Below are 26,038 nucleotides of genomic sequence, written 5' to 3' on the forward strand. Positions count from 1 at the left end.
ACAACAAAACTGAAATCAATAAACCTACTTCTGATTATATTCAAAAACACTATCCCACAACTCATCGATTTTGATTAGAGCTTCGTTTAACGGAATGACCTGCCATTTTCCATTAGTTTCTATTCCAATTCCAATACTCTTTAATTTTAGTAAAGCATCGTTTACGTCAAAATCCAATTCGGTTTTTAAATGAGAAGAAAACCACGATTCGATCTGTGAGTCAAGTTCCTCGGCAGTTAATCCGTTCTGACTTCTATTTAAAAACGCATACGCTAATATTGTTTCTTTTAAAGCCTCCTCTTCTGATGAATTTAAAAGGGAGTAAAAAGCACCGCTGTTGTTTCCGACATTTTTAAAATATAAACTGTCTGAAAGTGTTTTAGAATATCGTATTTTCTTGTTTATGAAATTATTGTACTGGCGGAAGCAGTAAGCAGCTAAAATCCCCAAAGCAATTAATCCTTGGTTCAAGGAGGTTTTACTGTTCAATAAATCAATAGTTTCGCCGGTTTGGTATGCATCATACATATTGATAAGCGCGGGAATTACTTTGGCACTTAAAAGGGAAATTCCACCAAACACGCCAGGAACCCAAAGCAGCATTTTGTCTTTCAAGGACATTTTCGGAATTGCATTTGGAAATATCGTTTCAAGATCGTTTTTAGGAACACGCTTAAATATTTTCAAGGCAATTGAACCTGGATCAATTGGCATTTTTCCTAATTTGACTTTCTTTGCCGTTAAATAATCTGCATCACTGTAATTGAGATAGATAAGAACACGATCGTAATATTCGATTTCAACTTCTTTTTTCCAGAAAAAATATTTCTTGACTTTTTCCTTTGCTTTATGATGACCTCTTGCGTATAATTCGTAATCTTTAAAAGCATTAAAATCTATGGAAAGCTTTAAACCAATCAAATCAGATTCTTCAAAGGCTTCTTTTAAAATTTCGTCGTTAATTCTGTAATAATTGCCGCGTTCTAAAACTTTAAGTAAGGTTTGTTTAAAAACTCCAAAATCACTTTTTCCAATAAAACCTTCACGTTCTTTTTCACTCAAATCGGGGTCGTAAAGGGCGTAATGCTGTTTTAAGTTTCGGTTAAGATTAAAAGATTCGTAATGATAATAATGTTCGATAATATCAAATAACTTTCTAAAATCTGCAGCTTTTTGCTGGTCTTCGGCGAAAGCTGCAATTTGCTTCTCCAGTAAAAATTCTTTATTGAACGGAATATAATGTTCTCGTGTCATTTTGATTTTGGGCTTAATATCGTGGCGTTTATGAAACGCAAAAGTACTTCTTTTTTTTGAGGGGAAAAGTGAAGAGAGGGGCAAAGTGGCAAAGGTATAAAGGCAAAAGCTTTTGAAAGGAAAGAATATTTATCAAAACAATAAAAGTGGGATTTCTAATCGTTACCAGCGATTTGAAATCCCACTTTGTGTTCCAAAAAAAAAGTGACAAAAAATTAAAAAGCCTTCTTGAAGAAAACTATATTCTAACTAAAAATTATTCAAGGCAATATTAGCACTAAATAAACTTTTGGCTACGCGTATTTATACCTGTTTTTTTAAGATTTTGATTAAGAAGATACGATCCCGAGACTTCGGGGACTGAGTTCTTGATTTTGGTTATGAATGGTTTAATTCAATTCTGATTTCTTTAATTCGATAACGCCTTGAATGTATTGAATTAATTCTTCGCGGGTTACAGAAAAAAGGGCAGATTCTTCTTCTGTACTTAGATATAAATTGGCAATACTTTCGGCATCCATATTTTTATTTAAGTAATGATGCGCCGCGTATTGAATAAGCTGATCAATAAAAAGTTCGCGCTGCTGTCCTTTTTCTATCGTTTCTTTGTCGCCTTCCTTTATTTTTTCAATTACAGATTCTGGTAAATCGATAGTGAGATACATGCAGTCTACGGCAACTTTAGATAACATTTCTTCATGGACTTTGCCAGCGGCATCGCAGTAGGCGCATGGTGCGGGAACCCATTTTAATTGTCTATTTAAACGAACAATGTCTTCCCAGTCCACAAATCCTTTTCCGAGACATCTCGGACATTCTATATCTGATCGTTTAAATAAATTAAAAATGCTCATTGGTTATAAAATATTCTTAGTGGTTTTGTAGCATGCGAATTTAACTATTTAAGTAAGAAAAGTTATTCAGATTATGTATTTTTTTGAAGAAAAGAATTAACAAATAATATTGACTTGTTGTAGACCATTGAAGCCGCTCATAATTCTCATTAAACATTGGGATTATACAATTAATATATCAACAATTTGAAATATTATTTTGCAGCTAATATGTTAAATTTGATTATCAGTTTTTTAACTAAATAATAAACTTTACAAATAATACTCTTTATATATGGAAAATATATCAACTACAAAGACGCAGAATTTTTTTAGAATTCTATTAGGGCTTTTTATGATCATGGCCGCGATTGGTCATTTTACTTATCAAAGACAAGAATTTCAGGCCCAGGTTCCTAATTGGGTACCCATGGATAAAGATCTTGTTGTAATACTTTCTGGAATCGTAGAAATGGCTATAGGGCTTGCTCTTGTTTTTATGACCAATCATAAAGTGAAACTGGGAATTTTTCTTGCGGTATTTTATGTAATGGTTTTTCCAGGAAATATCGCCCAATATTTAAATAGAATTGATGCGCTTGGCATGAACACAGATCAGGCACGTTTGATACGATTGTTTTTTCAGCCGGTTTTGATTCTTTGGGCTTTATGGTCGAGTGGGGCGCTAGCGTATTTAAGAAAGAAGTATTAATTATAAATTGTAAGAAAATATCTTATTTTTTTATTCTTCTTATAGCTTTAATTTTGTACGTTTGTCATCGACAAAATACTTTAGGATATTGTATTAAAACTTCGTAGAAGTTAATATAATCGAATCCCTCGCCATGATGAGTAGTTTAAACCGAAAGGCTGGTAAATCTATCCTTAATACGGGTATTTTGTCACATCTAAAGCGGGGGATTCGTGCGTTTAAATTTTCGATATGACAAAAGAAAATCAAAAAACACACCGCGACGTGATACGTTCCGTAGCTATTTTCGTTTCAAACTTAAGTTTTGAAGGCGATTTTAAAAAACAACCAATGTATTTGCAAGAAATTTTCGAGTTATTGCTCGACACCGAATTTGCAAACGATCTCATTCTAAGGCAAAAAATGTTAAGCTGTCTCAAAACCAGTAGAGATTTGGTTAAAGTTTTATCTCAGTTCACAGATAAGCAAATTCAAAAAGCTTGTGATAATGTGACAATGGTAAAAGCAGTTTAGATTCTTTTATTCTAAAATTAAAAGCTCCGTTATTAAACTGCCCCCAAATAGTGTCTAAACTTTTGGGTGCACTCTATATTAAATGGAGCTTTTTTGTGTTTACGATCGCAATATATTTCTACGAATTAAAATTTTCTAATTCGATTGCTTCATCAAAGTATTTTTTAAAATTGTTAAATAGATTTTTATCTTTAAATTTAATTATAGTGTAAGAGCTATCAAATGCAATAATTTCGATTGTGGAATTAGGAATTTTAAAGTTTTCATTTTCCCAGATTGAATCGTTTCCTTCTGCAAAAGGGAAATTTTTCTCATCAATTATTATTTCTTCATCTTGTGGAAAGCCAGATATTACAACCCAAATAAATTGTGTTTTAGAGTTTATAACTTCATTAAATTCTTGATTTGATAAAGTAAAAAAATCTTCGTCATGATGTATTGGAATTTCTTTTTCAGATATAAATTGGAAATCACTAATTACCCAATTCATGTTTTTTTATTTTTAGTGTTTGCAACCTGTTTGGTTGGACTATAAAATTAATTTATAAATCTATCTTTCTTCGAATTCGTAATTAATTTTATAGAAGTCTCTATAATCAATATTTACTAATCTTCTACCAGATACATTTTTAATTAATTGAAAAAATGTGATTAAACGTATTGGTTGCCCTTCCAAATCATGCTCATGATCAAATTCCCACTTATATCCTAGACTAGAAATACTATTGACAAATAATAGTGACTGCTCATAGTTACTTAGTTGTGCCCTCAATGTTTTTCCGTAAAAATATTTTTCACTTTCATTTAATGTTTTTTGTAGGATCAAAAATTTATAGCATTGAAATAAATGTCTGTAATAATGGCCAAGTCTATATTGATGTCCACCATAATATTTGACAGATTTGTAATTTTCTAAAAGATTATAATTTTTTATAGTAAAACTAAAAGCTTTATTGTTTCTATTTCTGTAAATTCTGTTAAAACTCCTTTTTAAAATTGGTAGCTCCGTTGCTTTGAATTTATTCCAGCTTTTATATCCTTCTGTATTTGATTTACACGGTTTTAATTGAATGAATTTTATTAATTTATATACAAAATCTTCGGTATATCTATTTGTGAATTTATGTCTTAATAAAATCGCTCCCTCTTTTCCTGTTCCAAAATATAAAATAAGATATGATATATCTATAATGACTAAATCATTTATAGTGGTTTTTAAATTATTTTCTTTTATTATTCTATTTAGTTTTTTTCGGTATTTTCTTTTAGTGTAGACCTCTCCTTCATAAATCTTACAAAATCTCTTAACATCTAAAAAACTTTCAAGAAACTCCTTATAAATTAGGTTGAAGACTCTTCTTCCTTCAACTGTTTCCTTTTTTTCTTTAATGAAAATTCGGTACTTTACATCGGTAATGTTATCACGATGTAATTTAATTAAATCAAAAAATTTAGCTTCAAAGCGCTCTTTTTCAAATGATATTTTTTGATTTTCTAAAGCTTCTTTTTGTTCTTGTATTGATTTTCTTTGTTCAACGAGTGTTATATATAAAAAATAAAATCCAGCTCCAGAAAGAATTGTTCCAATTACACCTCCTATAAAATCGCCAAATTGACCTGTGGCATCCATTTGCAAATTATTTCCGAAAATGAAATATTCATTACAGATGAGTTTTATTAAAAAAACTGATACTATTACGAAGCAAAATATCAATATCCAAAACAGAACTTTTTTGTCGTTATCAAATTTGTTATAAAATTCTATCTTCATTTCTTGCTCAAATATTTTTATATGGCGCAATTATAATTAAAAATAGAAATTTTTAAACAGGTATAATTACCCATTTTAATCTACAGCTATAAAAAAAACAACCAAAACTAGAGCTTTTTCAAAAATCATCTAATTATCAAAATTGACAAATTATCTCATTGAAATATTATCTAGCAAAATCTGATATTTCCTTCCCACAGGAATAATTTCGCCATTAGAAAGTGTAAGCGATTTAAAAGTAACTGAAGTAATTTCTTTTGTGTTTATAATAAAAGAGCGGTGGACTTGAATAAAGTTGGAGCAGTTAATTTCTTCGCCAATGTTAGAAAGCGAACCGTAAATAATAACTGGCGATTTTAGCTTTTTGCTGTATAACTTCATGTAATTACCGAGACTTTCTATGTACAAAATATCACTCAAAGACATAGTAAACATTTGTCCGTTGGTGCGGTACGAAAATGTCTTTTCGGTAAGTACAGTTTCTTTTTTAATTGTGTTTCCAGAATGATAGGTTTTTGCTTTTTCTATGGCTTTGGAGAATTTTTCTAACGAAATGGGTTTCATTAAATAATCAATTGCATCGTTTTGGTAAGCCGAAAGCGCAAAATCTGAATAGGCGGTTGTTACAATTGTAAGCGGTCGGTTGGGCTGCAATTCCATTAATTCGACTCCCGAAATTACGGGCATATTAATGTCTAGAAAAATAATGTCATATTGATTTTCATTAAGAAGTTTTATGGCTTCCATACCATTAAAAGCACTTCCGGAATGTTCCAGTTCGTCAAATTTGGAGATGTGCGAAATCAGTGCTTTGTGCGCCGGCGATTCGTCATCGATTATGAGACAGCGGTAGGTAAGTGCCATATACTTAATTTTACAACAAACATGTTTTTTTCTTTTTTACAGCTTAAATCGTGTCTTAAGCCATAAACTTCTAATCGTCTTTTAAGATTTTCAATTCCAATTCCAGTGCTCGAAAGACGCGAACCCGAATCGAGATAATTGTTTTTTAAAGTAAAAGTCAAATTTCGGCATTTTACTTTTAAATCCAGATTAATAAAAGGTTCTGCTGTTTCGGCAGAAAACTTCACGGCATTTTCTACCAAGGGTAAAAAGAACAGGGGCGGAATCTCGATTTCTTTATTTAAGCCCTCAATGTTTTGGTTCACATTTAGCCGATCATTTCTAAAGGTATAATATTCAATATATTTTTTTACGAAATCAATTTCTTCTTCAACCAAAACAAAATCCTTTTTAGAAGCTTCGATCTGATAACGCAGCATATCCGAAAGATTCAGGATTCGGTCTGGAACCTTGTCGGGTTCTGCCAATGCTTCGCCGTACAGATTGTTCATGGCATTCAATAAAAAGTGGGGATTTAACTGTTGTTTTAAAAACGAAAGTTCTGATTTGAAATTCATAATATCTTTATCAGCATCCATGATTTTTTTGGTGATAACCACATGAATGAAATAAAAAAATGTTCCGTTGATTATTAGCGATAATATTTGAAGCGTCTTAAAATTTCCTAATCCCACAAGAGGGAAAAACCAATTCATAAAAAAGTAAAAACAAGTCCAATACACAACAAGTAATGTAAAAAAGAGCTTAACTTTTCTTTTAAATAAAATAGGTTTGATGATGAAAACATTAAAGAATGTTATCCAGACAATGCAAGGAAAATATCCAACGGCAATTTTGCTCAAAATATACGCCCAGCTGTGTCCGTCGAGTCGTATTTCGTCGTAAACACAAGCGAGAATAACCAAATAAACAAGCGTATTTACAAAGAGATTTCGTAGAAAAAAGTTCTGATAAATTTTAGCGATCGTCATAACGGCAAAAATAGTATAATCGTATAGTTTTAAGTTAACTGTATGATACAAATTATACCAACGGCGTTCGTATAAATCATACGCCATTGGTATAAAAAGGCTGTTACAATAAGAGCTTGTAAATTACTTTTGAACCGAATTTATAATTCATTCCAAAAACAATTTATACCAATTTATGAAATCTAAAATCATTTCAGTTTTAGTTGTGTTTATTTCCGTACACGCAGTTTCTCAGGAAAAAGAGCCTGGTATGAAAACCTTAGGAAAAGCAATTGTGGACAAATTTCCGACAACCAGAACTTTTGATTTACAATATGAACAGCTCGGACCTTCTAATTATGATTCTGAATTATTTGGGAATAAATTTGAGAGAGGAAGAGTTGAAAATCACAGTCGTTTCAAAGCCGCTTTCAATCTGCCATTTTACGCTTCAAAATCCAAACGTTTCGTTTTGACGACTTCACTTCGTTATAAATACGAAAGTTATCAGTTTGGAGATATTTATAATTATACCACCACTCAAACTTACAGAAGAGAAAACGAGGATGTTCACTATTGGGCAGGTGCTCTGACAGCAACTTATATGTCTTCACTTTTTAAGAAACCCATTATTTACAGCGCAACAGTTTCAGTCGATGGAAATGAAGAAGATTTGCAGCGGGTAAAAGGTTTTGCATCGGCAGTTTTGGTTCTTAAAAGAACTCCTTCTACGACAATTACTGCAGGAGTTTTAGTGTTGGTAGATCCGTCTTCGATTGTGCCGCTTACACCGCTTTTTTCAATCAATCATAAATTTAAAAATTCAAAGTGGGATATGGATTTTATACTTCCACAGCGATTATTATTTAGAAGAGAATTGCTGGAAAATGGAAGAATTTCCTTAGGAACGGAATTGAATACTGAAAGTTTTTATCTAAATTTAAACTCCTCAAATCTGCAGGGAGTGTACGAACTCAATCAGTTAGAATTAAAGTCGGGCATTACTTATGAATACAGCTTTACCCCAAAGCTGATTGCATTTGTGAAAGGCGGATTTAATAATGTTGTCAGCGCTCGAATTACCGAGAAAGGAGAACGGACAAACCGATATGTTTACGACCAAAAAGAAGATACTCAAGGGTATTTTAGATTTGGAGTGTCGTATAATCTTTTTAATCGAAAGTAAGAATGTATATGTTTAAAGAATTAAAAGAGTCTCATATGGTTGTGGAAATTTTTAAAACAAATGTGCAGAAAGAATCTGATAAAGACTATGTCATTGCTGTGATTCAAACTCAATTTCCAGATTATAAAATTAATTTTGATCTGGAAGACTGCGATAAAATTTTAAGGGTTGAAGGGATTGATCTGGAGTGCGATAACATAATGGATTATGTACATTGTCTCGGGTATACCTGCGTAAGACTGGAGTAAATTTATATTGAAAAACAGGTGTAAATACGCAGCTGTATTTCGTTCTTTTGTAAGTATTTTTGCTAAAATTTAATTTAATATAAATTATCAGGATGACAGGTTTTATTCTTTCCGTTTTAATTTTTCTGTTAGAACAGTTACGCTAATACAGCTGTTCTTCTTGTCGCATTAATTTCTTGCCGCTTTTTCACCACGAAAAGGTTTGTTCTTTTTTTGCATATTATTTTTCTAATTTTGTGCCATGAAAAAAGCGCTCCAACTCTTCGATTTTACCCAAAAAGTCAATTACAAAAATGAAATTTTAGCTGGTTTAACCGTCGCAATGACTATGATTCCAGAATCTTTGTCGTTTGCTATTCTCGCAGGATTTCCACCTTTGGTCGGGTTATATGCTGCTTTTATTGCTGGTTTAGTAACGGCTGTTTTTGGCGGAAGACCTGGAATGATTTCTGGCGGAGCGGGAGCAACGGTAATCGTTTTGATCGCCTTAATGCAATCGCACGGAATAGAATATGTTTTTGCAGCCGTCGCACTTGGCGGAGTAGTCCAAATTTGTATCGGACTTTTTAAACTTGGAAAATTTATTCGACTAGTTCCCCAGCCCGTTATGTTTGGTTTCGTAAACGGATTGGCAGTTGTAATTTTCATGTCGCAGCTGGAGCAGTTTAAAACCGTTGTAAATGGTCAGGTTTCCTGGCTTCAAGGAACGCCATTGTATATAATGCTTGGTTTGGTCGCGCTTACAGTTGCTATTGTTTTAATTTTTCCGAAAATTACAAAAGCCGTTCCCGCATCTTTGGTGGCGATTATGATTGTGTTTGCGTTGGTAATTGTTTTCAATATCGAAACAAAAACCGTAGAAGATATTGCTTCTGTTCAAGGCGGATTTCCTCCGTTTCATATCCCAAATATTCCTATTTCTTTTGAGACTTTAAAAATAATATTTCCGTATTCTGTAATTGTAGCTGCCGTTGGTTTGACTGAAGGTTTGCTTACGCTGAATTTAGTCGACGAAATTACTGGAACACGCGGCAACAGTAATCGCGAATGTATCGCGCAGGGAAGTTCAAACATTTTAAACGGATTTTTCTACGGAATGGGCGGCTGCCCGATGATCGCACAGACTTTAGTAAATCTTGGGGCTGGTTCTAGAGCACGACTTTCGGGAATTATTGCAGCTTTAACGATTTTAATTATCATACTTTTTGGAGCGCCTGTAATTGGAAAATTGCCAATGGCAGCCTTAGTCGGCGTTATGATGATGGTTGCGATTATGACTTTTGAATGGGCAAGTTTCAGGATTATAAACAAAATGCCGAGACATGATATTTTTGTTGGAATTTTGGTAGCCGTAATTACGATTGTACTGCACAATTTAGCCTTGGCGGTTTTAATTGGTGTAATTATTTCGGCTCTAGTTTTTGCTTGGGAAAGTGCTAAAAGAATTCGTGCGAGACATTATATTGATGAAAATGGAGTAAAACATTATGAGATTTATGGTCCCTTATTTTTCGGTTCCATAACTGCTTTTATTGAAAAGTTTGATGTAAAAAACGACCCCAAACACGTTATAATTGATTTTAAAGAAAGCCGCGTTTCAGACATGTCGGCAATTGAAGCTTTAAACAATCTGACTAAAAAATACAATCAACTAGATAAAGTAATCGAATTGGAACATTTGAGTCCAGACTGCAGGCAATTACTCAAAAATGCGGATGCCGTTATTAAGGTGAATGTGATTGAAGATCCAACTTATAAAGTAGTGTCTTGATAATTGTGAATTGTTAATTGTGAATTTGTTAATGGTGAATTAATGATGCCATCCAATTTTCTGTAGAGACGCACTGCAGTGCGTCTGCGTACTGTTTGTATATCGCTTCTTATCATACGTTAAACCCGACAGGTTTTTAAAACCTGTCGGGTTTCTTGCGTTATATTGTTGCGTTGTTCCTGCGCATAAGACGCACTGCGGTGCGTCTCTACAGATATACTGGGTTATGATTAAAATATTTTGTAATGTGTTAAGTTTGTCCGGCTGAGCGCACCAATTGTACCGCCGCTGATCTTTAGACTCCATTTATTATCTAATTTTCTAATTAACAAATTTTCTAATTAGAATAATTTGATTTTTGTAACTTTACAAAATGAAACTGACAGAAACACTAGAAGATTTTTATACAATTAAAATAAAAGGAATGCCCGAGAATCTTAAAAAAGAAATCGGACATTTTAATGTTTTTAAGTTGGATGATTATGTTGGAAGTACTTGTAATCCTTTGCCTTATACCCGAAAAGACTTTTATAAAATAAGTTTGATTATTGGGAGAAACAAAGTTCATTATGCAGATAAAACAGCAGTCATTGAAGATCAGGCTTTGTTTTTTGCAAATCCGCAGATTCCATACAGCTGGGAACATATAGATGAAAATCAAACTGGATTTTTCTGCATTTTTACAGATGCTTTTTTTAGTCAATTTGGCAATTTAAAAGAATATCCATTATTTCAGCCCGGCGGAAATCCCGTGGTTCCAATTTCAACAGAATTAGCAGAATCTCTTAAAGCCATTTATTTAAGAATGTTCGATGAAATTAATTCTGATTATGCTTTTAAATATGATATTCTTCGAAATCTAGTTTTTGAGATTATTCATTTAGCACTCAAAACACAGACTGTAACTACTTCATTATACAGTAAATCGAATGCCACTATCCGAATTTCGTCTTTGTTTTTAGAATTATTAGAACGTCAGTTTCCAATTGAGTCTATTACGCAGCAAATTAATTTTCGTTCGCCCTCTGAATTTGCGAATCAGTTAAATGTACATATTAATCATTTGAATAAATCTTTAAAAGAAACAACTGGAAAAACAACTTCTCAAATTATTTCAGAAAGAATTGTTCAGGAAGCGATGATTTTACTGAAACAAACCAATTGGAATATTAATGAAATTGCATGGTGTCTGGGATTCGATGAATCATCTCATTTTATCAATTTCTTCAAGAAAAATGTTCAGGTTTCACCAAAAAACTATCGACTGGTAGAAATTGTTTGATTTTTGTAACTTCTCGTTTGATTCTTTCAATATTTGAGAAGCACTTCGCTCATAACTTTGTCCTGTAGTTAAAACGTAAAAAATTAAAATCATGGGAAATAACAAAGTTTGGTTTATCACAGGTGCTTCAAAAGGACTTGGATTAGAATTAGCTAAAAAATTATTAGCAGAAGGTTTTAAAGTTGCTGCAACTTCTAGAAGTGAAGAAGCTTTAATAAAAGTTTTAGGAAATTCATCAGAAAATTTTCTTCCTTTAGAAATGGATTTGGTAGATGAAAATAGCGTTAAAAATGCCATTGAAAAAACTGTAAGTCATTTTAAAACAATTGATGTTTTAGTGAATAATGCGGGTTATGGTTTATTAGGAGCTTTGGAAGAATTGACAGATGCTGAATCTAGAAAAAATTTCGAGGTAAATGTTTTCGGATTATTGAATGTAGTTAGAAATACAATGCCGATTCTTCGTGCTAACAAATCGGGACACATTTTTAATATTTCTTCTGTTGGAGGTTATGTTGGGAATTTTCCAGGCTGGGGAATTTACTGCTCTACAAAATTTGCCGTTGCAGGTTTAACAGAATCGCTGTCTGAAGAGGTAAAAGAATTCGGAGTTCATGCGACAATTGTTTATCCGGGTTATTTTAGAACAGATTTCTTAAAAGATAGTTCTCTGTTACTGCCAGAAAATCCGATTGCGGCTTATAAAGAAGTTAGACAATCTGAAAATGCACATAAAGACAGCATCAACGAAAATCAGCCGGGAGATCCAGAAAAATTGGCAAGTGCTTTAATTAAAGTGAGTCAAGATGAAAATCCAGCGCTGCATTTATTCTTAGGAGAAGATGCTTATAATATGGCAAATCAGAAAATCACAAGTGTTCAAGATGAATTGGGTAAATGGAAAGAGGTTTCAGTTGGGACTAATTTTTAATTAGATAATTTGTCAATTTGGATAATTAGATTATAATTTTACACATAGCACAACTGTAGAGACGCACTGCAGTGCGTCTACGTTCAGTATATCTAATATTTAATAACGTTTCGAATAGACGTCTTGAATAAATATTTTGGTACGCTGCACGTAAGACGCACTGCGGTGCGTCTCTACATATGCATTGTGTTAATTTCTGTTTAGTATTACAAGAAGCGATTATCTCAGCATTGCATCTACATCACTCAGTTTTCCATCAATTTCACCAATTTGTAAACCTAGAATATGGGCAATTAGCGGGTAAACAGAAACATTTGGGAAAGTTTTGAATGTTTTATCTACTTTAAAAGCTGGGCCTTTTGCATAAAATATGGCATGCATATCTTTTTCATTGTTATCATAACCATGCGTTCCGCCTTTTATATGCGTGGTTGCTTTACTGACTAAACTATATCCTTTTTCGGCTTCAATAACAAAGTCATGTACACGCGCATTAGTGCCGTAATGCAGTCTCTTTGGAACTTCGGTTGATTTCCAGAATTTAATATGCGGCACTTTCTTTAAAGCATTATAAATCGAATCCTGAAATCCAGCTTTTGCCTGTAAACTCATAATTGGGTTAATAACATCTTTATAACCCAGCCATTCTGGTTTTAAATAATCTAAAACAGCCACTTTTTTATCATTGCTGATATTGGCCATTCCGTGGTCTGAAACAATAATTAAATTGATTTGTTTTCCATTTGGCAGTTGATCCAATTTTCGAGATAATTCTCCCATAATAGAATCCATTTTTATTACTGCCTTTCTGGTTTCAGGTGAATTTGGGCCAAAGTTATGTCCGCTGTGATCTGGTTCGTCAAAATACAAAGTTACAAGATGAGGTCTTTGTTTTTCTGGAAGCTGCAGCCATTTCATAACCGTATCAATTCTGGCTCCGTAAGGAATTTTACCATTATAATTTTTAAAATAACTCGGATTTCTTTTGTCAATATCAGAACCTGGCCAGAAAAAAGAAGCCGTTTTTACCCCTTGTTCCTCCGCCAAATTCCAAATCGGATTGCCACCATAAAATCGGGAATCATTTTTTGCATTGCTTGACAGCGAAAAAGATTCGTTTAAAGAGGCATCATAAAAAACATTATTAATGATTCCGTGATGATCTGGATAAAGTCCTGTCACTATCGTATAATGATTGGGGAAAGTTTTTGTTGGATAAGAAGGTTTCATGGATTTTGCATGAACTCCCTCTTTTGAAATTTGTTTAAGGTTCGGAAGGTTGAATTGCTTACCATAATCCCAGCGAAAACCATCCATAGAAACTAAAACAACATAAGCATCTTTATTGGTTTGGGAATGTGAAAAAGTAGTAAGAAGTAAGAATGTGAAAGATAAAAGGTGAGTTGTAAATTTTCTCATTTTGCAATTTTAAATAGAACTGCAAAGATAAATATAACAGATTTTTTAAAGAAAAACAGAATGTTAAATAAAAAAGTTAGCCACGAATTCACGAATTATTTATTCAAATCTTTGTGTTTAAAAATTGTTATCATTAATTATACGAATGCTTTGCGTGAAAAAAAAACGTCAAAGATTACAATGGTTCCTACAGATTATGATTTATTTAATATGTGTAATCTATTCATTCTGTGACGAATAATGATATATTAGGAAAAAAATAATTCGTGAATTCGTGGCGAATAAAAAAAGCGCCGAATAGAAATTCAGCGCTTTTAAGTTTTAAGAGGAAAATGAATTACATCATTCCTGGCATTCCGCCTCCCATTGGCATTCCGCCTCCGGCATTTTCTTCTTTAATATCAATTAATGCACATTCTGTAGTAAGGATCATTCCAGAAACAGATGCAGCATTTTCAAGAGCTACACGAGTTACTTTCTTAGGATCGATAATTCCAGCTGTAAGCATATCTACATATTCGTCAGTTTTTGCGTTGTATCCAAAATCACCTGAACCTTCAGAAACTTTAGCTACAACTACAGAACCTTCAAGACCAGCATTTTCAACGATAGTTCTTAATGGAGATTCAACAGCGCGAGAAACGATTTGAATTCCTGTAGCCTCATCAGCGTTATCAGCTTTTAAGTCAGCTAAAGCAAGTTTCGCTCTTAGTAAAGCAACACCTCCACCAGCAACAATTCCTTCTTCTACAGCTGCACGAGTTGCGTGTAAAGCATCATCAACTCTGTCTTTTTTCTCTTTCATTTCTACTTCAGAAGCAGCACCAACGTAAAGAACAGCAACACCACCAGCTAATTTAGCCAAACGCTCTTGCAATTTTTCTTTATCGTAATCAGATGTTGTAGTTTCCATCTGACCTTTAATTTGGTTTACTCTGTTTTTGATGATATCAGCTTCCCCAGCACCGCTTACGATAGTTGTGTTGTCTTTATCGATAGAAACTCTTTTTGCGTTTCCTAACATTTCGATAGTTGTATTTTCAAGAGTATAACCTCTTTCTTCAGAAATTACAGTTCCACCAGTTAAGATTGCAATATCCTCCAACATTGCTTTTCTTCTGTCTCCAAAACCTGGCGCTTTTACAGCAGCAATTTTAAGAGCACCTCTTAATTTGTTTACTACTAATGTAGAAAGAGCTTCTCCGTCAACATCTTCAGCAATAATCAATAATGGTTTTCCTGATTGAGCAACTGGCTCTAAAACTGGTAGTAATTCTTTTAAAGAAGATACTTTTTTGTCGTATAATAAAATGTAAGGAGAATCTAATTCAACTTCCATTTTCTCTGGGTTTGTTACGAAGTAAGGAGAAAGGTAACCTCTGTCAAACTGCATTCCTTCAACAACATCAACGAAAGTATCAGTTCCTTTAGCTTCTTCTACAGTGATTACACCTTCTTTTCCAACTTTTGCAAAAGCAGTAGCGATTAACTCACCAATAACTTCGTCATTATTAGCAGAGATAGAAGCAATTTGTTTGATTTTATCAGAATCGCTTCCAACAACTTTAGCTTGTTTTGCTAAGTCGGCAACAATAGTTTCAACAGCTTTGTCGATACCACGTTTTAAATCCATTGGATTTGCACCCGCAGCAACGTTTTTAAGTCCTTCTTTTACGATAGCCTGAGCTAAAACTGTAGCAGTTGTAGTTCCGTCTCCTGCTAAATCATTGGTTTTAGAAGCAACTTCTTTAACCATTTGCGCGCCCATGTTTTCTAATGGGTCTTTTAATTCGATTTCTTTTGCAACCGAAACACCATCTTTAGTAACTGTTGGTCCACCAAATGATTTTCCAATAATTACGTTACGACCTTTTGGTCCAAGCGTTACTTTTACAGCATTTGCTAGTGCATCAACACCACGTTTTAATCCGTCACGTGCTTCAATATCAAATTTTATATCTTTTGCCATTTTTTTTATTTTTGTTTAAAGTTTGATTTGTTTCAAGTTTAATGAAGTTCTTAATTCTTAATACTTCCTACTTAATACAATATTTTTAGATAATCGCTAAAATATCATCCTCGCGCATGATTAGATAATCAGTGCCTTCTAATTTTAATTCAGTTCCTGCATATTTGCCGTAAAGAACAGTATCACCAACTTTTACAGTCATTGTATGATCTTTAGATCCGTTTCCTACTGCAACCACAGTTCCTTTTTGTGGTTTCTCTTTGGCAGTATCTGGAATAAAAATACCTGAGGCAGTTTTGGTTTCGGCTGCAACAGGCTCAATAAGTACGCGGTCTGAAAGCGGTTTAATGTTTAAAGCCATGATTTTTATATTATTATTAGTTATACATTTTTTAATGTTCAATAAACTTTCAGAAATTATGCCATGGTGCTAAAACTGACATTATTTCTTAAAAAAAATGCCAGCTTTGACAGGCTGGCATTAGATTTTATATCGAGCTGAAATTATTTAGCTGCTGGTGCTGCTGGAGCAGGAGTAGTTCCTTGTGCTGGAACTGCTGGTGTATTTGCAGGAGCTTCAGTTTTATCAATGATTTTAGAATCAGTGTCGCTTAAAGATCCAGAGAAACTTAAGCTAGAAAGTAAAATTAACACAATTAAAACAGTAGCTAAAGTCCAAGTACTTTTATCTAAAAAGTCAGTTGTTTTTTGTACTCCGCCTAACATCTGCGTTCCGCTGATAGTAGAAGACAATCCGCCTCCTTTAGGGTTTTGTACCATAATAACTACGATCAATAGAAAACAAACTATTGTGATTAAAACTAAAAAAATTGAAAATGTGCTCATTACTTAATTATTGTTATTGTTATTTTGTTGTAAAATCTTTATATCCGATATGCGGTCTGCAAAGAAAGTAATTTTTTCTGGATATTTCAAAATTAATATTTCATAAGCTTGAATTGCTTTTGTATATTTCTTTTGTTCCAGATAAACTCTAGCCAGAGTCTCAGTCATCAAATATGAATTGTCTTCGCTCTTGCTTTCAATTTGCACTACAGGCGCGCTGTTTCCAGGCTTAATTGGAGAGATTTTCGGATTGGTTTCGATAAATTTGTCTATAATTTCGGCCTTTTTTAGTCTCTCTTCATCAATTGCCTGTTCTTCTTTTTTGGTTTCAACAGTTGGGTCTTTAATTTCTTCATCTGCTGAAATTTCATCTGAGCGATCAATTGGTTCTGTTCTAGATAGTTGTAGCCATTCTTGGAAGGAATGTTTTTCGTTAAGCGAAAAATCTAAAGGCTTCCCAATTTCTAAATGTTCTTCTGCATTTATTACAGCTTCAGTTTTCTCTTCTTCGACGTCTTCTTCTGCTTCTAATTGGATTTCTTCTTCCGTTTCTTCTTGAACTTCTTCCTCGATTTCCTCTTTAGTTTCTTTCAGAATTTCTTCTTTTGGTTCTTCAGGAATTAAAGCTTCAGCTTCTTTAATAGAAGAAAGAATTGATCGTTCGACCGGATTAATTTTAAATTCAGGAATTATCATTTCTTCGATGACACTATCGTCTTCCTCTTCTTCGGCCGTATTCAAAACTGGTTCTTCAGTTTTTGGTTCTTCAGAAGTTGCAGCTTCGGCTCCTTTAATTGAATTTAAAATCGAGCGTTCAATTGCGGGATCAATTTTAGGTTCTTCAGCTTTTACAGGCTCAGGTACAGAAGGAGTTTCGGCTCCTCTTATTGAACTTAAAATAGAATCTTCAACACGATCAAATTTAGGAACTTCAACATTTGTTGGTTCTGTTGTAGAATGAGTTTTGGTTTCCTGTGTAGTATCTGAAGTTGAATCTTCAATTGTATCAATCTTATTTTCTTCTTCAATTACTGGTTTTTCGTAAGTAATTGACTGTGCTTCTTTGATGGTGCTAAAAATAGATGGATCTATTTCTGGAAGAGCTTTTGGGGCTTCAATTTCTATTGGCTTTTCAAAAGTTACTGTTTGGGCTTCTTTGATTGCCGTAAAAATTGACGGATCTATTTCCGGAATATTTTTTGGTTCTTCTACTTTTACAGGCTCTTCAACTTTTACAGATTGATCTATAGAAGGTGTTTCTGATTCTTTAATAGAATTCAAAATAGATTGTTCCAGTGTATCTGTTTTTACTTCAATCGCTTTCTGGATTTGTTCTGGCGAAATTATCTCGCTGTCAAAAACGGTAATTTCAAGAAGATCTCTAAGTTTTTGTTCGTAGAAATCATTTTGAATAGAAGTAAAAGCTTCAGAAGTAATAAAATCAAACAAAACAGAACGATCTGAAGTATGAGCGGCCGTAACCTTCAATGCATAATTATACTTAAAGCTGTTTTGATTGTAAAGTCCTTTTAATCGCAGTGCGCGGGCACTTTGAAAATACGGAAATTCATTCAAAACACTTCCTAATGCGTCCGCCTGCTTTTCGGTAATAGCTTCCGGTTTGTTCATTAAGTAGGTATAATCAGTAACGTTCATTTTTTGTTTGTTTAATCGTTTTATTCGTTTAATTGTTTATCGTTTTAGAATCTATTAAAAGATTTCAACAAATAAAAAATTACCATTTGGCCAGTGATTCATTAAATATATCCTGTGTGATTCTTTCAAAAATAACTCTTAACGCTTCGTTTAAAACCGTTCCTGTTGGAAGATCTTGTCCTGGGAAATCATAATAGAATTCAAATGATTTCTCAAAATCATCTGTTTCTTTCTTCTTATTAGTGAATCTTACTTGTACACGAATCGACAAACGGTTTTGCGACGCCTGCTGGTCCGCAGTTGCTGTCATTGGAGTAATTCTGTAATCTGTAATTTCTCCTTCGTAAGTCAAATCACCACCGTTGCTAACCAAGTTTAAGTTAGTCTGATTCATAATCAAATCCTGTAAAGCCAGCGTAAAAGTCCTGTCGATTCCAGGTTCAACTAAATCTGCATTATTTTGAAAGAAATTTACCTGAAAGGTGTTGGCGTCAATTTTTCCAGTTCCAGTAAAATTGTAAACTGAACAACTGCTAAAAGTTGATGCAACTAATAATAGTAAAAGATATTTTAAGTGTTTCATTTTAATCTATAAGTATTTCTTCGCCATCCAGCTGACGCTCGGTCAAAGATATTCATTTCGTTTAAACATTTTCAAATCTTAACTTCTTTACAGAAATTAAAGATCGAATTGTTTGATTTTGCGGTATAAAGTCCTTTCGGAAATTCCTAATTCATCTGCCGCTGCTTTACGTTTCCCTTTGTTTTTTTCTAATGATTTTTTGATCATTTCAATTTCTTTTTGTTCCAAACGCAGAATTTCTTCTTCTTCAATCGTCTCGGCAAATAAATAGTTGTCATCAGGAATTTGGTAATTTTCTTCTCTAACTGCGGGCGTAGTCATAACAGCTGTTCTTGGTTCTTCTTCAAAATCAATTTCGCTGTCGTTTTGCTGATTTCCGTATATTTTCTGAATTAGATTCGGATTAATATCCTGCACTTTAGAAGTGCCATTTTTCATTAATTCCAAAGTCAGTTTTTTCAAGTCATTTAAATCGCTTTTCATGTCAAAAAGGACTTTGTATAAAATGTCTCGCTCGGTACTAAAGTCGCTTTCTTTCTTACTGTCATTAATAACCGAAGGCAGGCTTCTTCCTTCTGCAGGCAGATACGATTGTAAAGTTGCCAGTGTAATATCGCGATTGGTTTCTAAAACAGAAATCTGCTCAGCGACATTTCGAAGCTGACGAATGTTGCCGCTCCATCTGAATTTTTGAAGAAGCTGAACAGCATCATCGTCTAATTTTAAAGGCGGCATTTTGTATTTATGAGCAAAATCGGCCACAAACTTTCTGAATAATAAATGAATATCGTCGTTTCTTTCTCGCAAAGGCGGTAAAGTAATTTCGACAGTACTCAAACGATAGTATAAATCTTCACGGAATTTACCCTTTTCAATAGCATTGAATAAATTCACATTGGTTGCTGCAACAATACGAACATTTGTTTTTTGAACCTGAGACGAACCCACTTTTATAAATTCGCCATTTTCTAAAACACGCAGCAGTCTTACCTGCGTTGTCAATGGTAATTCACCAACTTCATCTAGAAATATAGTTCCGCCATCGGCTACTTCAAAATAACCTTCACGTGTGCTTGTAGCACCTGTAAAAGCGCCTTTTTCGTGCCCGAAAAGTTCACTGTCAATTGTTCCTTCTGGAATGGCTCCACAGTTTACCGCAATATATTTTCCGTGCTTTCTATGTGAAAGCGAATGAATAATTCTTGGAATATTTTCTTTACCAACACCACTTTCCCCAGTTACCATTACCGAAATATCAGTAGGAGCAACTTGAATGGCTTTTTCGATGGCGCGATTTAATTTCGGGTCATTCCCAATAATCTCAAATCGTTGTTTTATTGCTTGAACTGTTTCCATTTATATTTTGTTTCAAGTTTTTATTTGTTTCATGTTTCAAGTTTTTTATTGAAACTGAAATTTAACTTTTAACCTTGTGCTTATATTTTGTTTCAGGTTTCAATCTTCAAGTTACGCAAAGAACCTGAAACTTAAAACCTGAAACTAACTTTTTAATTCATTTCACTCAAACCAACCGCTTCGCCTTTTAAAGTTCCTGAAGTACAGCTTGTAATTTTTACGTTTACGAAATCTCCAATTTTGTAATTTTCTTTTGGGAAAACTACCGTTATACTTTGAGAATTTCTTCCAGAGAATTCATCTTTAGATTTTTTAGAAACTTTTTCTACTAAAACTTCAACCGTTTTACCCACAAATTCCTCACTTCTAAACCAAGCGTGTTTTTGTTGTAAATCGACGATTTCTTGTAATCTTCTGGCTTTTGTTTCTTCTTCGACATCATCCTTCATTTTTCTTCCAGCCAAAGTTCCTGGGCGTTCAGAATACGAATACATATAACCGAAATTATATTTTACATATTCCATTAAACTCATAGTGTCTTGGTGATCCTCTTCTGTTTCGGTTGGGAAACCGGCAATCATATCCTGCGAAATTGATGCATCTGGAACAATCGCTCTAATTTTGTCAATCAAAGCCATATATTCTTCACGCGTGTGCAGACGATTCATTTCTTTCAGAATTCTGTTACTTCCAGATTGAACCGGCAAGTGAATGTGTTTACAGATATTTGGATATTTCGCAATAACGTGCAAAATACTTTCGTGCATATCCTGCGGATTAGAAGTTGAAAATCTAATACGCATTTTAGGAAAACCAACAGCAACCATTTCTAATAATTGGTCAAAATCGACGGCGGTAGCTTTCTGCATTTCAGATGCATTAACGAAATCTTTTTTCAAACCTCCTCCGTACCAAAGATAACTGTCCACATTTTGTCCTAAAAGTGTAATTTCTTTAAAACCTTTATTCCATAAATCCTGAATTTCAGCCATAATACTTTGAGGTTCACGGCTGCGCTCACGACCACGGGTAAAAGGTACAACGCAGAACGTACACATATTATCGCATCCGCGGGTGATCGAAACCAAAGCTGTAATTCCGTTGCTCATTAAACGAACCGGCGAAATATCTCCGTAAGTTTCTTCTTTTGATAAAATTACATTAATAGCGTCTCGTCCTTCTTCAACTTCAGCCAATAAATTTGGAAGATCTTTATAAGCATCAGGACCAACAACAAGATCAACTATTTTTTCTTCTTCCAGAAACTGACTTTTTAAACGCTCGGCCATACAGCCCAAAACGCCCACTTTCATTTTCGGATTCGTGCGTTTTACAGCATTATATTTCTCTAAACGCTTACGAATAGTCTGCTCAGCCTTATCTCGAATAGAACAGGTGTTAACCAAAACCAAATCAGCTTCTTCTAAAACCGAAGTTGTATTATACCCTCCGTCAGATAAAATGGAAGCTACGACTTCACTGTCCGAAAAATTCATCGCACAGCCGTAACTTTCTATAAAAAGTTTTTTAGTATTCTCAGGTTTATTTTCTAAAACAAGACTTTCGCCCTGCTTGCTTTCTTCAATAATCTTTTCCATTGTAAAATTTCAAAGTGCAAAGATAGCGTAAATACGATCATATGACAAGATGGCAGAGGAGAAATTTTAGATTTTAGATTGCAGATTGAAAGAATCCCAGAAAAAAAGCTGTAGCTTTTTTTTACGTAAAATCTATCCCGAGGCTTGGGGACTAAAATCTAAAATCTAAAAGCACATTTAATAGGTCATAATCGATTAAAAGTTATACCTATATATATTATCGAGATTATTACAGATAAATCTGCAATTTTAAGTTTCATAATATCAAAATACTTCAAAAATTCATTAGCAAGGTTAATATTTAAAAAAAATAGATACTTTTGTTGCAGAAAAATAGAGCAATGGCAAAGAATTTAGTAATAGTGGAGTCACCTGCGAAGGCGAAAACGATCGAGAAATTTCTTGGGAGCGATTTTCAGGTGGAGTCAAGTTATGGTCACATAGCAGACTTACCATCCAAAGAAATAGGAGTAGATGTAGATAATGGTTTTAAACCTAAATATGAAGTTTCTCCGGATAAAAAAGCTTTGGTAAGTAAACTTAAGACACTATCTAAAAATGCCGAAATGGTTTGGTTAGCAAGCGATGAGGACCGCGAGGGAGAGGCTATTTCTTGGCACTTAGCGGAAGAGTTGAAATTAGATACTAAAAAAACCAAAAGAATTGTTTTTCACGAGATTACAAAATCTGCGATTCTAAAAGCGATCGACAATCCAAGAGAAATTGATTACAACTTAGTAAATGCGCAGCAAGCTAGAAGAGTATTAGACCGTTTAGTAGGTTACGAATTATCTCCAGTTTTATGGAGAAAAATTAAAGGCGGACTTTCTGCTGGTCGTGTACAATCTGTTTCTGTTCGTTTGATTGTAGAAAGAGAACGCGAAATCCAAAACTTTAATGCAGTTGCATCTTATTCTATAGTTGCAGAGTTTGTAAATGAAGCAGGAAAAGTTTTCAAGGCAAAACTGCCAAAAAATTTCAATACAAAAAAAGAAGCCGAAGATTTCTTAAATCAAAACATAGGTTCTAAATATAAGGTAGCCGATTTAGAAACTAAACCTACCAAAAAATCTCCAACATCTCCTTTTACAACGTCAACTCTTCAACAAGAGGCGGCAAGAAAATTGTATTTGCCAGTTGGAATCACAATGCAGCTAGCACAGCGTTTATACGAAGCCGGACTTATTACTTATATGAGAACTGACTCGGTAAATCTTTCGAAAGAAGCAATGGATGCTGCAGAAGCTGAAATCATAAAATCGTACGGAAAAGAATATTCAAAACCTCGCGTTTTTGCTAATAAAAACAAAGGAGCTCAAGAAGCGCACGAAGCAATTCGTCCGACTGATATGTCTCGTCACACGGTAAATATCGATCGTGATCAGGCTCGTTTATACGATTTGATCTGGAAAAGAACTCTGGCTTCTCAAATGAGCGATGCACAGTTGGAAAGAACAAACGTGAAAATTGAAGCAGATAATCACAGCGAAATTTTTACAGCTTCTGGAGAAGTTTTGCTTTTTGAAGGTTTCTTAAAAGTATATCTTGAAGGTCATGATGATGACGAAGAAGAGCAAGAAGGAATGCTTCCTGCATTAAAAGTAAACGAAAAATTAGCAAATAACTATATTACAGCTACAGAACGCTATTCAAGACCTCCGGCACGTTATACTGAGGCTTCCTTGGTGAAAAAACTAGAAGAACTTGGAATTGGTCGTCCTTCTACTTATGCACCTACAATTTCAACAATTATCAACAGAAATTATGTTGAAAAAGGAACACTTGAAGGTCAGGAGCGTAATTATACACAACTTACATTACAAAATAGTAAGGTAGGAGAAAAACTGCTGAAAGAAAATACAGGTTCTGATAAAGGAAAATTAGTTCCTACAGATATCGGAACTATTGTTACCGATTTCTTAGTCAAGAATTTCGGAAATATTTTAGATTATAATTTCACGGCAAAAGTAGAACAAGACTTTGACGAAATTGCTGAAGGAAATATCGACTGGGCTAAAATGATGCAGGAGTTTTACAACCAATTTCATCCAAATGTGAAAGAAGTTGAAGCAAATGCTGAACGCGAAAGCGGAGAAAGAATTTTAGGTAAAGATGCAGACGGAAGACAAGTATCTGTTCGTTTAGGAAAATTTGGACCAATGGCTCAAATTGGAGAAGCAGATGATGAGGATAAAAAGTTTGCCAGCTTAATGGCAGATCAAAATATTGGAAACATTACACTTGAAGAAGCTCTAAATTTATTTTTGCTTCCAAAGAGTTTAGGTGAATATAAAGGAGAAGAAGTAGAAGTGAGCAACGGTCGTTATGGGCCATATGTTCGTCACGGAAGTGTTTTTATATCGCTGCCAAGAGGAGAAGATCCATTAAGTGTTTCTAAAGAAAGAGCGAAAGAATTAATCGACGAAAAAGCACTTGCAGATGCGCCGATTGCTGTTTATAAAGGAGAAGCAGTTCAAAAAGGAGTGGGGCGTTTTGGTCCATTCATTAAATGGAACGGTCTTTTTGTAAATGTGAATAAGAAATACAATTTTGATAATTTATCGCAGTCAGATGTTGAAGAACTTATTGAAGAAAAACTTCAGAAAAACATCGATAAAGTTATTCATAATTGGGAAGATGAGGGAATTGTAGTAGAAAAAGCCCGTTGGGGACGTTCTGTAATTCTAAAAGGAAAAATCAAAATTGAATTGAGTAAAGATGTTGATGCGTCGCAATTAACATTGGCACAGGTTCAAGAAATGATTGCAGCGAAAACACCTGCAAAGAAAGCACCTGCAAAGAAAGCACCTGCAAAGAAAACTGCAGCTACAAAAACAACTGCTAAAAAAGCACCAGCTAAAAAAACAGCTGCTAAAAAGAAATAAATATAGATGGAATTTGATTTTCTAGAACCAGTTAATGATGCGATTGTAAAATTCGTCAGCGCGCTGTCTTCACAAGAGCTTGGGAGTAAAGTTGTCTTTCACACCCAAGATCAGTTTCCTGATATTGAAAAAATTAATATAGCCATAGTAGGTGTTTTAGAAGATCGTACAAATATTAACATGGTTAATGAAGTAAATCTTTCTGCTGTACGTAAAAAGCTATATGGTATGTTTCCGGGTAACTGGGATGCGTCAATTGCAGATTTAGGAGATATACTTGCTGGAGACTCAGTAGAGGATACTTACTTTGCAGTGAAGAAAGTTACAGCTGCTTTAATAAAGAATAAAGTGATTCCTATAGTCCTGGGAGGTTCTCAAGATTTAACGTATGCTTTGTATCGTGCTTATGACGATTTAGAGCAAATGGTTAACTTGGTTGCTGTTGATAATAAGTTTGATTTTGGAAAGGAAAATGAATCAGTATCAGCTAATTCGTACCTGACGAAAATTATTATTGATGAACCAAATAACCTTTTTAATTATTGTAATATAGGATATCAGACCTATTATAATTCTCAAGAAGAAATTGATTTAATCGAAAAGTTATTTTTTGATGCATATCGTCTGGGAGAAATTTCAAATAAAATAACTTTAGCAGAACCGGTTTTTAGAGATGCAGACTTAGTTAGTATCGACTTGAATTCTGTAAAGTCTTCTGCTTCAGGAAATACAGTTACTTTTGAGCCGAATGGATTTAACGGAAAAGAAATCTGTTCATTGGCAAGATATGCAGGAATCAGTGATAAAGTATCTTCTTTTGGAATCTTCAATCACAATAGTACAATGGCAGAATCGGTAATTATTTCTCAAATTGTATGGTATTTTATTGAAGGTTATCATTATCGTTCAAAAGAGTATCCATTTGGAAGCCGTGCCAATTATTTAAAATATATCGTGCCTCTTGAAGACGAAGAATTGATTTTCTATAAAAGTGATAAAACAGATCGCTGGTGGATCGAAATTCCATTCGAATCTAATGGCAGCAATAAATTAAAAAGAAATACGTTATTACCCTGTTCTTATGACGAATATTTGTCAGCTTGCAATCAAGAATTGCCAGAAAGATGGTGGAAAGCACAGCGAAAAAACGCTTTGTAACGAGAAAATTTAAGCAAAATCTTAAATTTAAAAAAATAATTAAAAAAAGTTAAAATAAATTAGTAAGAATATTGTTATAAATCATAAAAATTAACGTTTTACATCGATTTTAAGAGACAGTTTATCGATAAAATATTTTTTTTTTATTTTATTTAACATTATTTTTGAACGGTAAAATAAATTTCGCAAGTAGTATTGTTTTTTAGATAAATAATAAATACGTTTACGGACTTTTAATAATGAATAGATAATC

Annotated in this window: 23 protein-coding genes; 9 read left to right on the plus strand and 14 right to left on the minus strand. The window is 33.8% G+C overall.

What is annotated here, in order from left to right; genetic code table 11:
* Positions 1-24 precede the first annotated feature (24 nt).
* Positions 25-1,254, minus strand: a complete 1,230-nt coding sequence (locus HYN86_RS08545; protein ID WP_113677655.1) for a TMEM143 family protein — start codon at positions 1,252-1,254, stop codon at positions 25-27.
* 389 nt (positions 1,255-1,643) lie between these two features.
* Entirely contained in the window at positions 1,644-2,108 is a 465-nt protein-coding gene (locus tag HYN86_RS08550) for a hypothetical protein (protein ID WP_113677656.1), read from the minus strand.
* A 274-nt stretch (positions 2,109-2,382) separates the two neighbouring features.
* Between HYN86_RS08550 and HYN86_RS08555 the strand changes: the two genes are divergently transcribed.
* The gene (locus HYN86_RS08555) at positions 2,383-2,799 is read left to right on the plus strand and encodes a DoxX family protein (protein ID WP_113677657.1); all 417 of its coding nucleotides are present in this window, start codon (positions 2,383-2,385) and stop codon (positions 2,797-2,799) included.
* A 231-nt stretch (positions 2,800-3,030) separates the two neighbouring features.
* Positions 3,031-3,312, plus strand: coding sequence for a hypothetical protein (locus HYN86_RS08560; RefSeq protein ID WP_113677658.1), 282 nt, complete (start codon positions 3,031-3,033; stop codon positions 3,310-3,312).
* A gap of 118 nt (positions 3,313-3,430) precedes the next feature.
* Here HYN86_RS08560 and HYN86_RS08565 read toward each other — a convergent pair whose 3' ends face one another.
* The 4 genes from HYN86_RS08565 to HYN86_RS08580 all read right to left on the minus strand — a co-directional run bounded on the left by HYN86_RS08565 (position 3,431) and on the right by HYN86_RS08580 (position 7,005).
* On the minus strand, positions 3,431-3,802 hold the full coding sequence (locus HYN86_RS08565; protein WP_113677659.1) for a hypothetical protein: 372 nt from the start codon (positions 3,800-3,802) through the stop codon (positions 3,431-3,433).
* Between the two features lie 60 nt (positions 3,803-3,862).
* On the minus strand, positions 3,863-4,942 hold the full coding sequence (locus HYN86_RS08570) for a putative phage abortive infection protein (RefSeq protein ID WP_205334641.1): 1,080 nt from the start codon (positions 4,940-4,942) through the stop codon (positions 3,863-3,865).
* Positions 4,943-5,233: 291 nt separating this feature from the next.
* Positions 5,234-5,947 (minus strand): LytR/AlgR family response regulator transcription factor, encoded by a 714-nt coding sequence (locus HYN86_RS08575; protein WP_113677661.1) that lies wholly within the window; start codon positions 5,945-5,947, stop codon positions 5,234-5,236.
* Complete coding sequence (locus HYN86_RS08580; RefSeq protein WP_230406445.1) at positions 5,920-7,005, minus strand: sensor histidine kinase; 1,086 nt, start codon at positions 7,003-7,005, stop codon at positions 5,920-5,922. Before HYN86_RS08580 ends, HYN86_RS08575 begins: the two co-directional genes overlap by 28 nt.
* 88 nt (positions 7,006-7,093) lie before the next feature.
* Here HYN86_RS08580 and HYN86_RS08585 point away from each other — a divergent pair, with 88 nt between their 5' ends.
* The 5 genes from HYN86_RS08585 to HYN86_RS08605 all read left to right on the plus strand — a co-directional run bounded on the left by HYN86_RS08585 (position 7,094) and on the right by HYN86_RS08605 (position 12,315).
* A complete protein-coding gene (locus tag HYN86_RS08585) occupies positions 7,094-8,083 on the plus strand; it encodes a hypothetical protein (RefSeq protein ID WP_113677662.1) in 990 nt (329 codons plus the stop codon).
* A gap of 2 nt (positions 8,084-8,085) precedes the next feature.
* Complete coding sequence (locus HYN86_RS08590) at positions 8,086-8,331, plus strand: hypothetical protein (protein ID WP_230406446.1); 246 nt, start codon at positions 8,086-8,088, stop codon at positions 8,329-8,331.
* A gap of 241 nt (positions 8,332-8,572) precedes the next feature.
* On the plus strand, positions 8,573-10,102 hold the full coding sequence (locus HYN86_RS08595) for a SulP family inorganic anion transporter (RefSeq protein WP_113677663.1): 1,530 nt from the start codon (positions 8,573-8,575) through the stop codon (positions 10,100-10,102).
* Between the two features lie 373 nt (positions 10,103-10,475).
* Positions 10,476-11,384 carry a helix-turn-helix domain-containing protein gene (locus HYN86_RS08600; RefSeq protein WP_113677664.1) on the plus strand — a complete coding sequence of 303 codons (909 nt, stop codon included), beginning with the start codon at positions 10,476-10,478 and terminating at the stop codon, positions 11,382-11,384.
* Positions 11,385-11,475: 91 nt separating this feature from the next.
* Entirely contained in the window at positions 11,476-12,315 is an 840-nt protein-coding gene (locus HYN86_RS08605) for an oxidoreductase (RefSeq protein WP_113677665.1), read from the plus strand.
* Positions 12,316-12,534: 219 nt separating this feature from the next.
* Here HYN86_RS08605 and HYN86_RS08610 read toward each other — a convergent pair whose 3' ends face one another.
* The 8 genes from HYN86_RS08610 to miaB all read right to left on the minus strand — a co-directional run bounded on the left by HYN86_RS08610 (position 12,535) and on the right by miaB (position 21,742).
* Positions 12,535-13,734, minus strand: coding sequence for an alkaline phosphatase family protein (locus tag HYN86_RS08610; RefSeq protein ID WP_113677666.1), 1,200 nt, complete (start codon positions 13,732-13,734; stop codon positions 12,535-12,537).
* 337 nt (positions 13,735-14,071) lie between these two features.
* A complete protein-coding gene (gene groL / locus HYN86_RS08615; protein WP_113677667.1) occupies positions 14,072-15,703 on the minus strand; it encodes a chaperonin GroEL in 1,632 nt (543 codons plus the stop codon).
* Positions 15,704-15,788: 85 nt separating this feature from the next.
* Entirely contained in the window at positions 15,789-16,064 is a 276-nt protein-coding gene (locus tag HYN86_RS08620) for a co-chaperone GroES (RefSeq protein ID WP_012023920.1), read from the minus strand.
* 143 nt (positions 16,065-16,207) lie between these two features.
* Positions 16,208-16,549 carry a preprotein translocase subunit SecG gene (secG, locus tag HYN86_RS08625; RefSeq protein WP_057117165.1) on the minus strand — a complete coding sequence of 114 codons (342 nt, stop codon included), beginning with the start codon at positions 16,547-16,549 and terminating at the stop codon, positions 16,208-16,210.
* A gap of 3 nt (positions 16,550-16,552) precedes the next feature.
* The gene (locus HYN86_RS08630) at positions 16,553-18,205 is read right to left on the minus strand and encodes a tetratricopeptide repeat protein (protein ID WP_113677668.1); all 1,653 of its coding nucleotides are present in this window, start codon (positions 18,203-18,205) and stop codon (positions 16,553-16,555) included.
* 79 nt (positions 18,206-18,284) lie between these two features.
* Positions 18,285-18,788, minus strand: coding sequence for an LptE family protein (locus HYN86_RS08635; RefSeq protein WP_113677669.1), 504 nt, complete (start codon positions 18,786-18,788; stop codon positions 18,285-18,287).
* A 96-nt stretch (positions 18,789-18,884) separates the two neighbouring features.
* The gene (locus HYN86_RS08640; protein ID WP_113677670.1) at positions 18,885-20,144 is read right to left on the minus strand and encodes a sigma-54 interaction domain-containing protein; all 1,260 of its coding nucleotides are present in this window, start codon (positions 20,142-20,144) and stop codon (positions 18,885-18,887) included.
* Between the two features lie 152 nt (positions 20,145-20,296).
* A complete protein-coding gene (gene miaB, locus HYN86_RS08645) occupies positions 20,297-21,742 on the minus strand; it encodes a tRNA (N6-isopentenyl adenosine(37)-C2)-methylthiotransferase MiaB (protein WP_057117162.1) in 1,446 nt (481 codons plus the stop codon).
* Between the two features lie 341 nt (positions 21,743-22,083).
* Between miaB and topA the strand changes: the two genes are divergently transcribed.
* Both topA and HYN86_RS08655 read left to right on the plus strand, forming a co-directional pair.
* Positions 22,084-24,627, plus strand: coding sequence for a type I DNA topoisomerase (gene topA / locus HYN86_RS08650; RefSeq protein ID WP_113677671.1), 2,544 nt, complete (start codon positions 22,084-22,086; stop codon positions 24,625-24,627).
* A 6-nt stretch (positions 24,628-24,633) separates the two neighbouring features.
* Positions 24,634-25,785, plus strand: coding sequence for a formimidoylglutamase (locus HYN86_RS08655; RefSeq protein ID WP_113677672.1), 1,152 nt, complete (start codon positions 24,634-24,636; stop codon positions 25,783-25,785).
* The last annotated feature ends 253 nt before the right edge of the window (positions 25,786-26,038 follow it).

Origin of the sequence: Flavobacterium fluviale, assembly GCF_003312915.1 — a bacterium.
Classification (GTDB): domain Bacteria; phylum Bacteroidota; class Bacteroidia; order Flavobacteriales; family Flavobacteriaceae; genus Flavobacterium; species Flavobacterium fluviale.

What these genes read in the sequence shown, in the direction of transcription:
- HYN86_RS08635 (WP_113677669.1), bottom strand. Translation starts at nt 18,788, where the DNA reads ATGAAACACTTAAAATATCTTTTACTATTATTAGTTGCATCAACTTTT.
- HYN86_RS08595 (WP_113677663.1), top strand. Translation starts at nt 8,573, where the DNA reads ATGAAAAAAGCGCTCCAACTCTTCGATTTTACCCAAAAAGTCAATTAC.
- HYN86_RS08560 (WP_113677658.1), top strand. Translation starts at nt 3,031, where the DNA reads ATGACAAAAGAAAATCAAAAAACACACCGCGACGTGATACGTTCCGTA.
- HYN86_RS08580 (WP_230406445.1), bottom strand. Translation starts at nt 7,005, where the DNA reads ATGGCGTATGATTTATACGAACGCCGTTGGTATAATTTGTATCATACA.
- groL (WP_113677667.1), bottom strand. Translation starts at nt 15,703, where the DNA reads ATGGCAAAAGATATAAAATTTGATATTGAAGCACGTGACGGATTAAAA.
- HYN86_RS08590 (WP_230406446.1), top strand. Translation starts at nt 8,086, where the DNA reads ATGTATATGTTTAAAGAATTAAAAGAGTCTCATATGGTTGTGGAAATT.
- HYN86_RS08555 (WP_113677657.1), top strand. Translation starts at nt 2,383, where the DNA reads ATGGAAAATATATCAACTACAAAGACGCAGAATTTTTTTAGAATTCTA.
- HYN86_RS08585 (WP_113677662.1), top strand. Translation starts at nt 7,094, where the DNA reads ATGAAATCTAAAATCATTTCAGTTTTAGTTGTGTTTATTTCCGTACAC.
- HYN86_RS08655 (WP_113677672.1), top strand. Translation starts at nt 24,634, where the DNA reads ATGGAATTTGATTTTCTAGAACCAGTTAATGATGCGATTGTAAAATTC.
- HYN86_RS08550 (WP_113677656.1), bottom strand. Translation starts at nt 2,108, where the DNA reads ATGAGCATTTTTAATTTATTTAAACGATCAGATATAGAATGTCCGAGA.
- HYN86_RS08605 (WP_113677665.1), top strand. Translation starts at nt 11,476, where the DNA reads ATGGGAAATAACAAAGTTTGGTTTATCACAGGTGCTTCAAAAGGACTT.
- secG (WP_057117165.1), bottom strand. Translation starts at nt 16,549, where the DNA reads ATGAGCACATTTTCAATTTTTTTAGTTTTAATCACAATAGTTTGTTTT.
- HYN86_RS08565 (WP_113677659.1), bottom strand. Translation starts at nt 3,802, where the DNA reads ATGAATTGGGTAATTAGTGATTTCCAATTTATATCTGAAAAAGAAATT.
- HYN86_RS08570 (WP_205334641.1), bottom strand. Translation starts at nt 4,942, where the DNA reads ATGGATGCCACAGGTCAATTTGGCGATTTTATAGGAGGTGTAATTGGA.
- HYN86_RS08600 (WP_113677664.1), top strand. Translation starts at nt 10,476, where the DNA reads ATGAAACTGACAGAAACACTAGAAGATTTTTATACAATTAAAATAAAA.
- HYN86_RS08630 (WP_113677668.1), bottom strand. Translation starts at nt 18,205, where the DNA reads ATGAACGTTACTGATTATACCTACTTAATGAACAAACCGGAAGCTATT.
- HYN86_RS08640 (WP_113677670.1), bottom strand. Translation starts at nt 20,144, where the DNA reads ATGGAAACAGTTCAAGCAATAAAACAACGATTTGAGATTATTGGGAAT.
- HYN86_RS08545 (WP_113677655.1), bottom strand. Translation starts at nt 1,254, where the DNA reads ATGACACGAGAACATTATATTCCGTTCAATAAAGAATTTTTACTGGAG.
- miaB (WP_057117162.1), bottom strand. Translation starts at nt 21,742, where the DNA reads ATGGAAAAGATTATTGAAGAAAGCAAGCAGGGCGAAAGTCTTGTTTTA.
- HYN86_RS08610 (WP_113677666.1), bottom strand. Translation starts at nt 13,734, where the DNA reads ATGAGAAAATTTACAACTCACCTTTTATCTTTCACATTCTTACTTCTT.
- HYN86_RS08620 (WP_012023920.1), bottom strand. Translation starts at nt 16,064, where the DNA reads ATGGCTTTAAACATTAAACCGCTTTCAGACCGCGTACTTATTGAGCCT.
- HYN86_RS08575 (WP_113677661.1), bottom strand. Translation starts at nt 5,947, where the DNA reads ATGGCACTTACCTACCGCTGTCTCATAATCGATGACGAATCGCCGGCG.
- topA (WP_113677671.1), top strand. Translation starts at nt 22,084, where the DNA reads ATGGCAAAGAATTTAGTAATAGTGGAGTCACCTGCGAAGGCGAAAACG.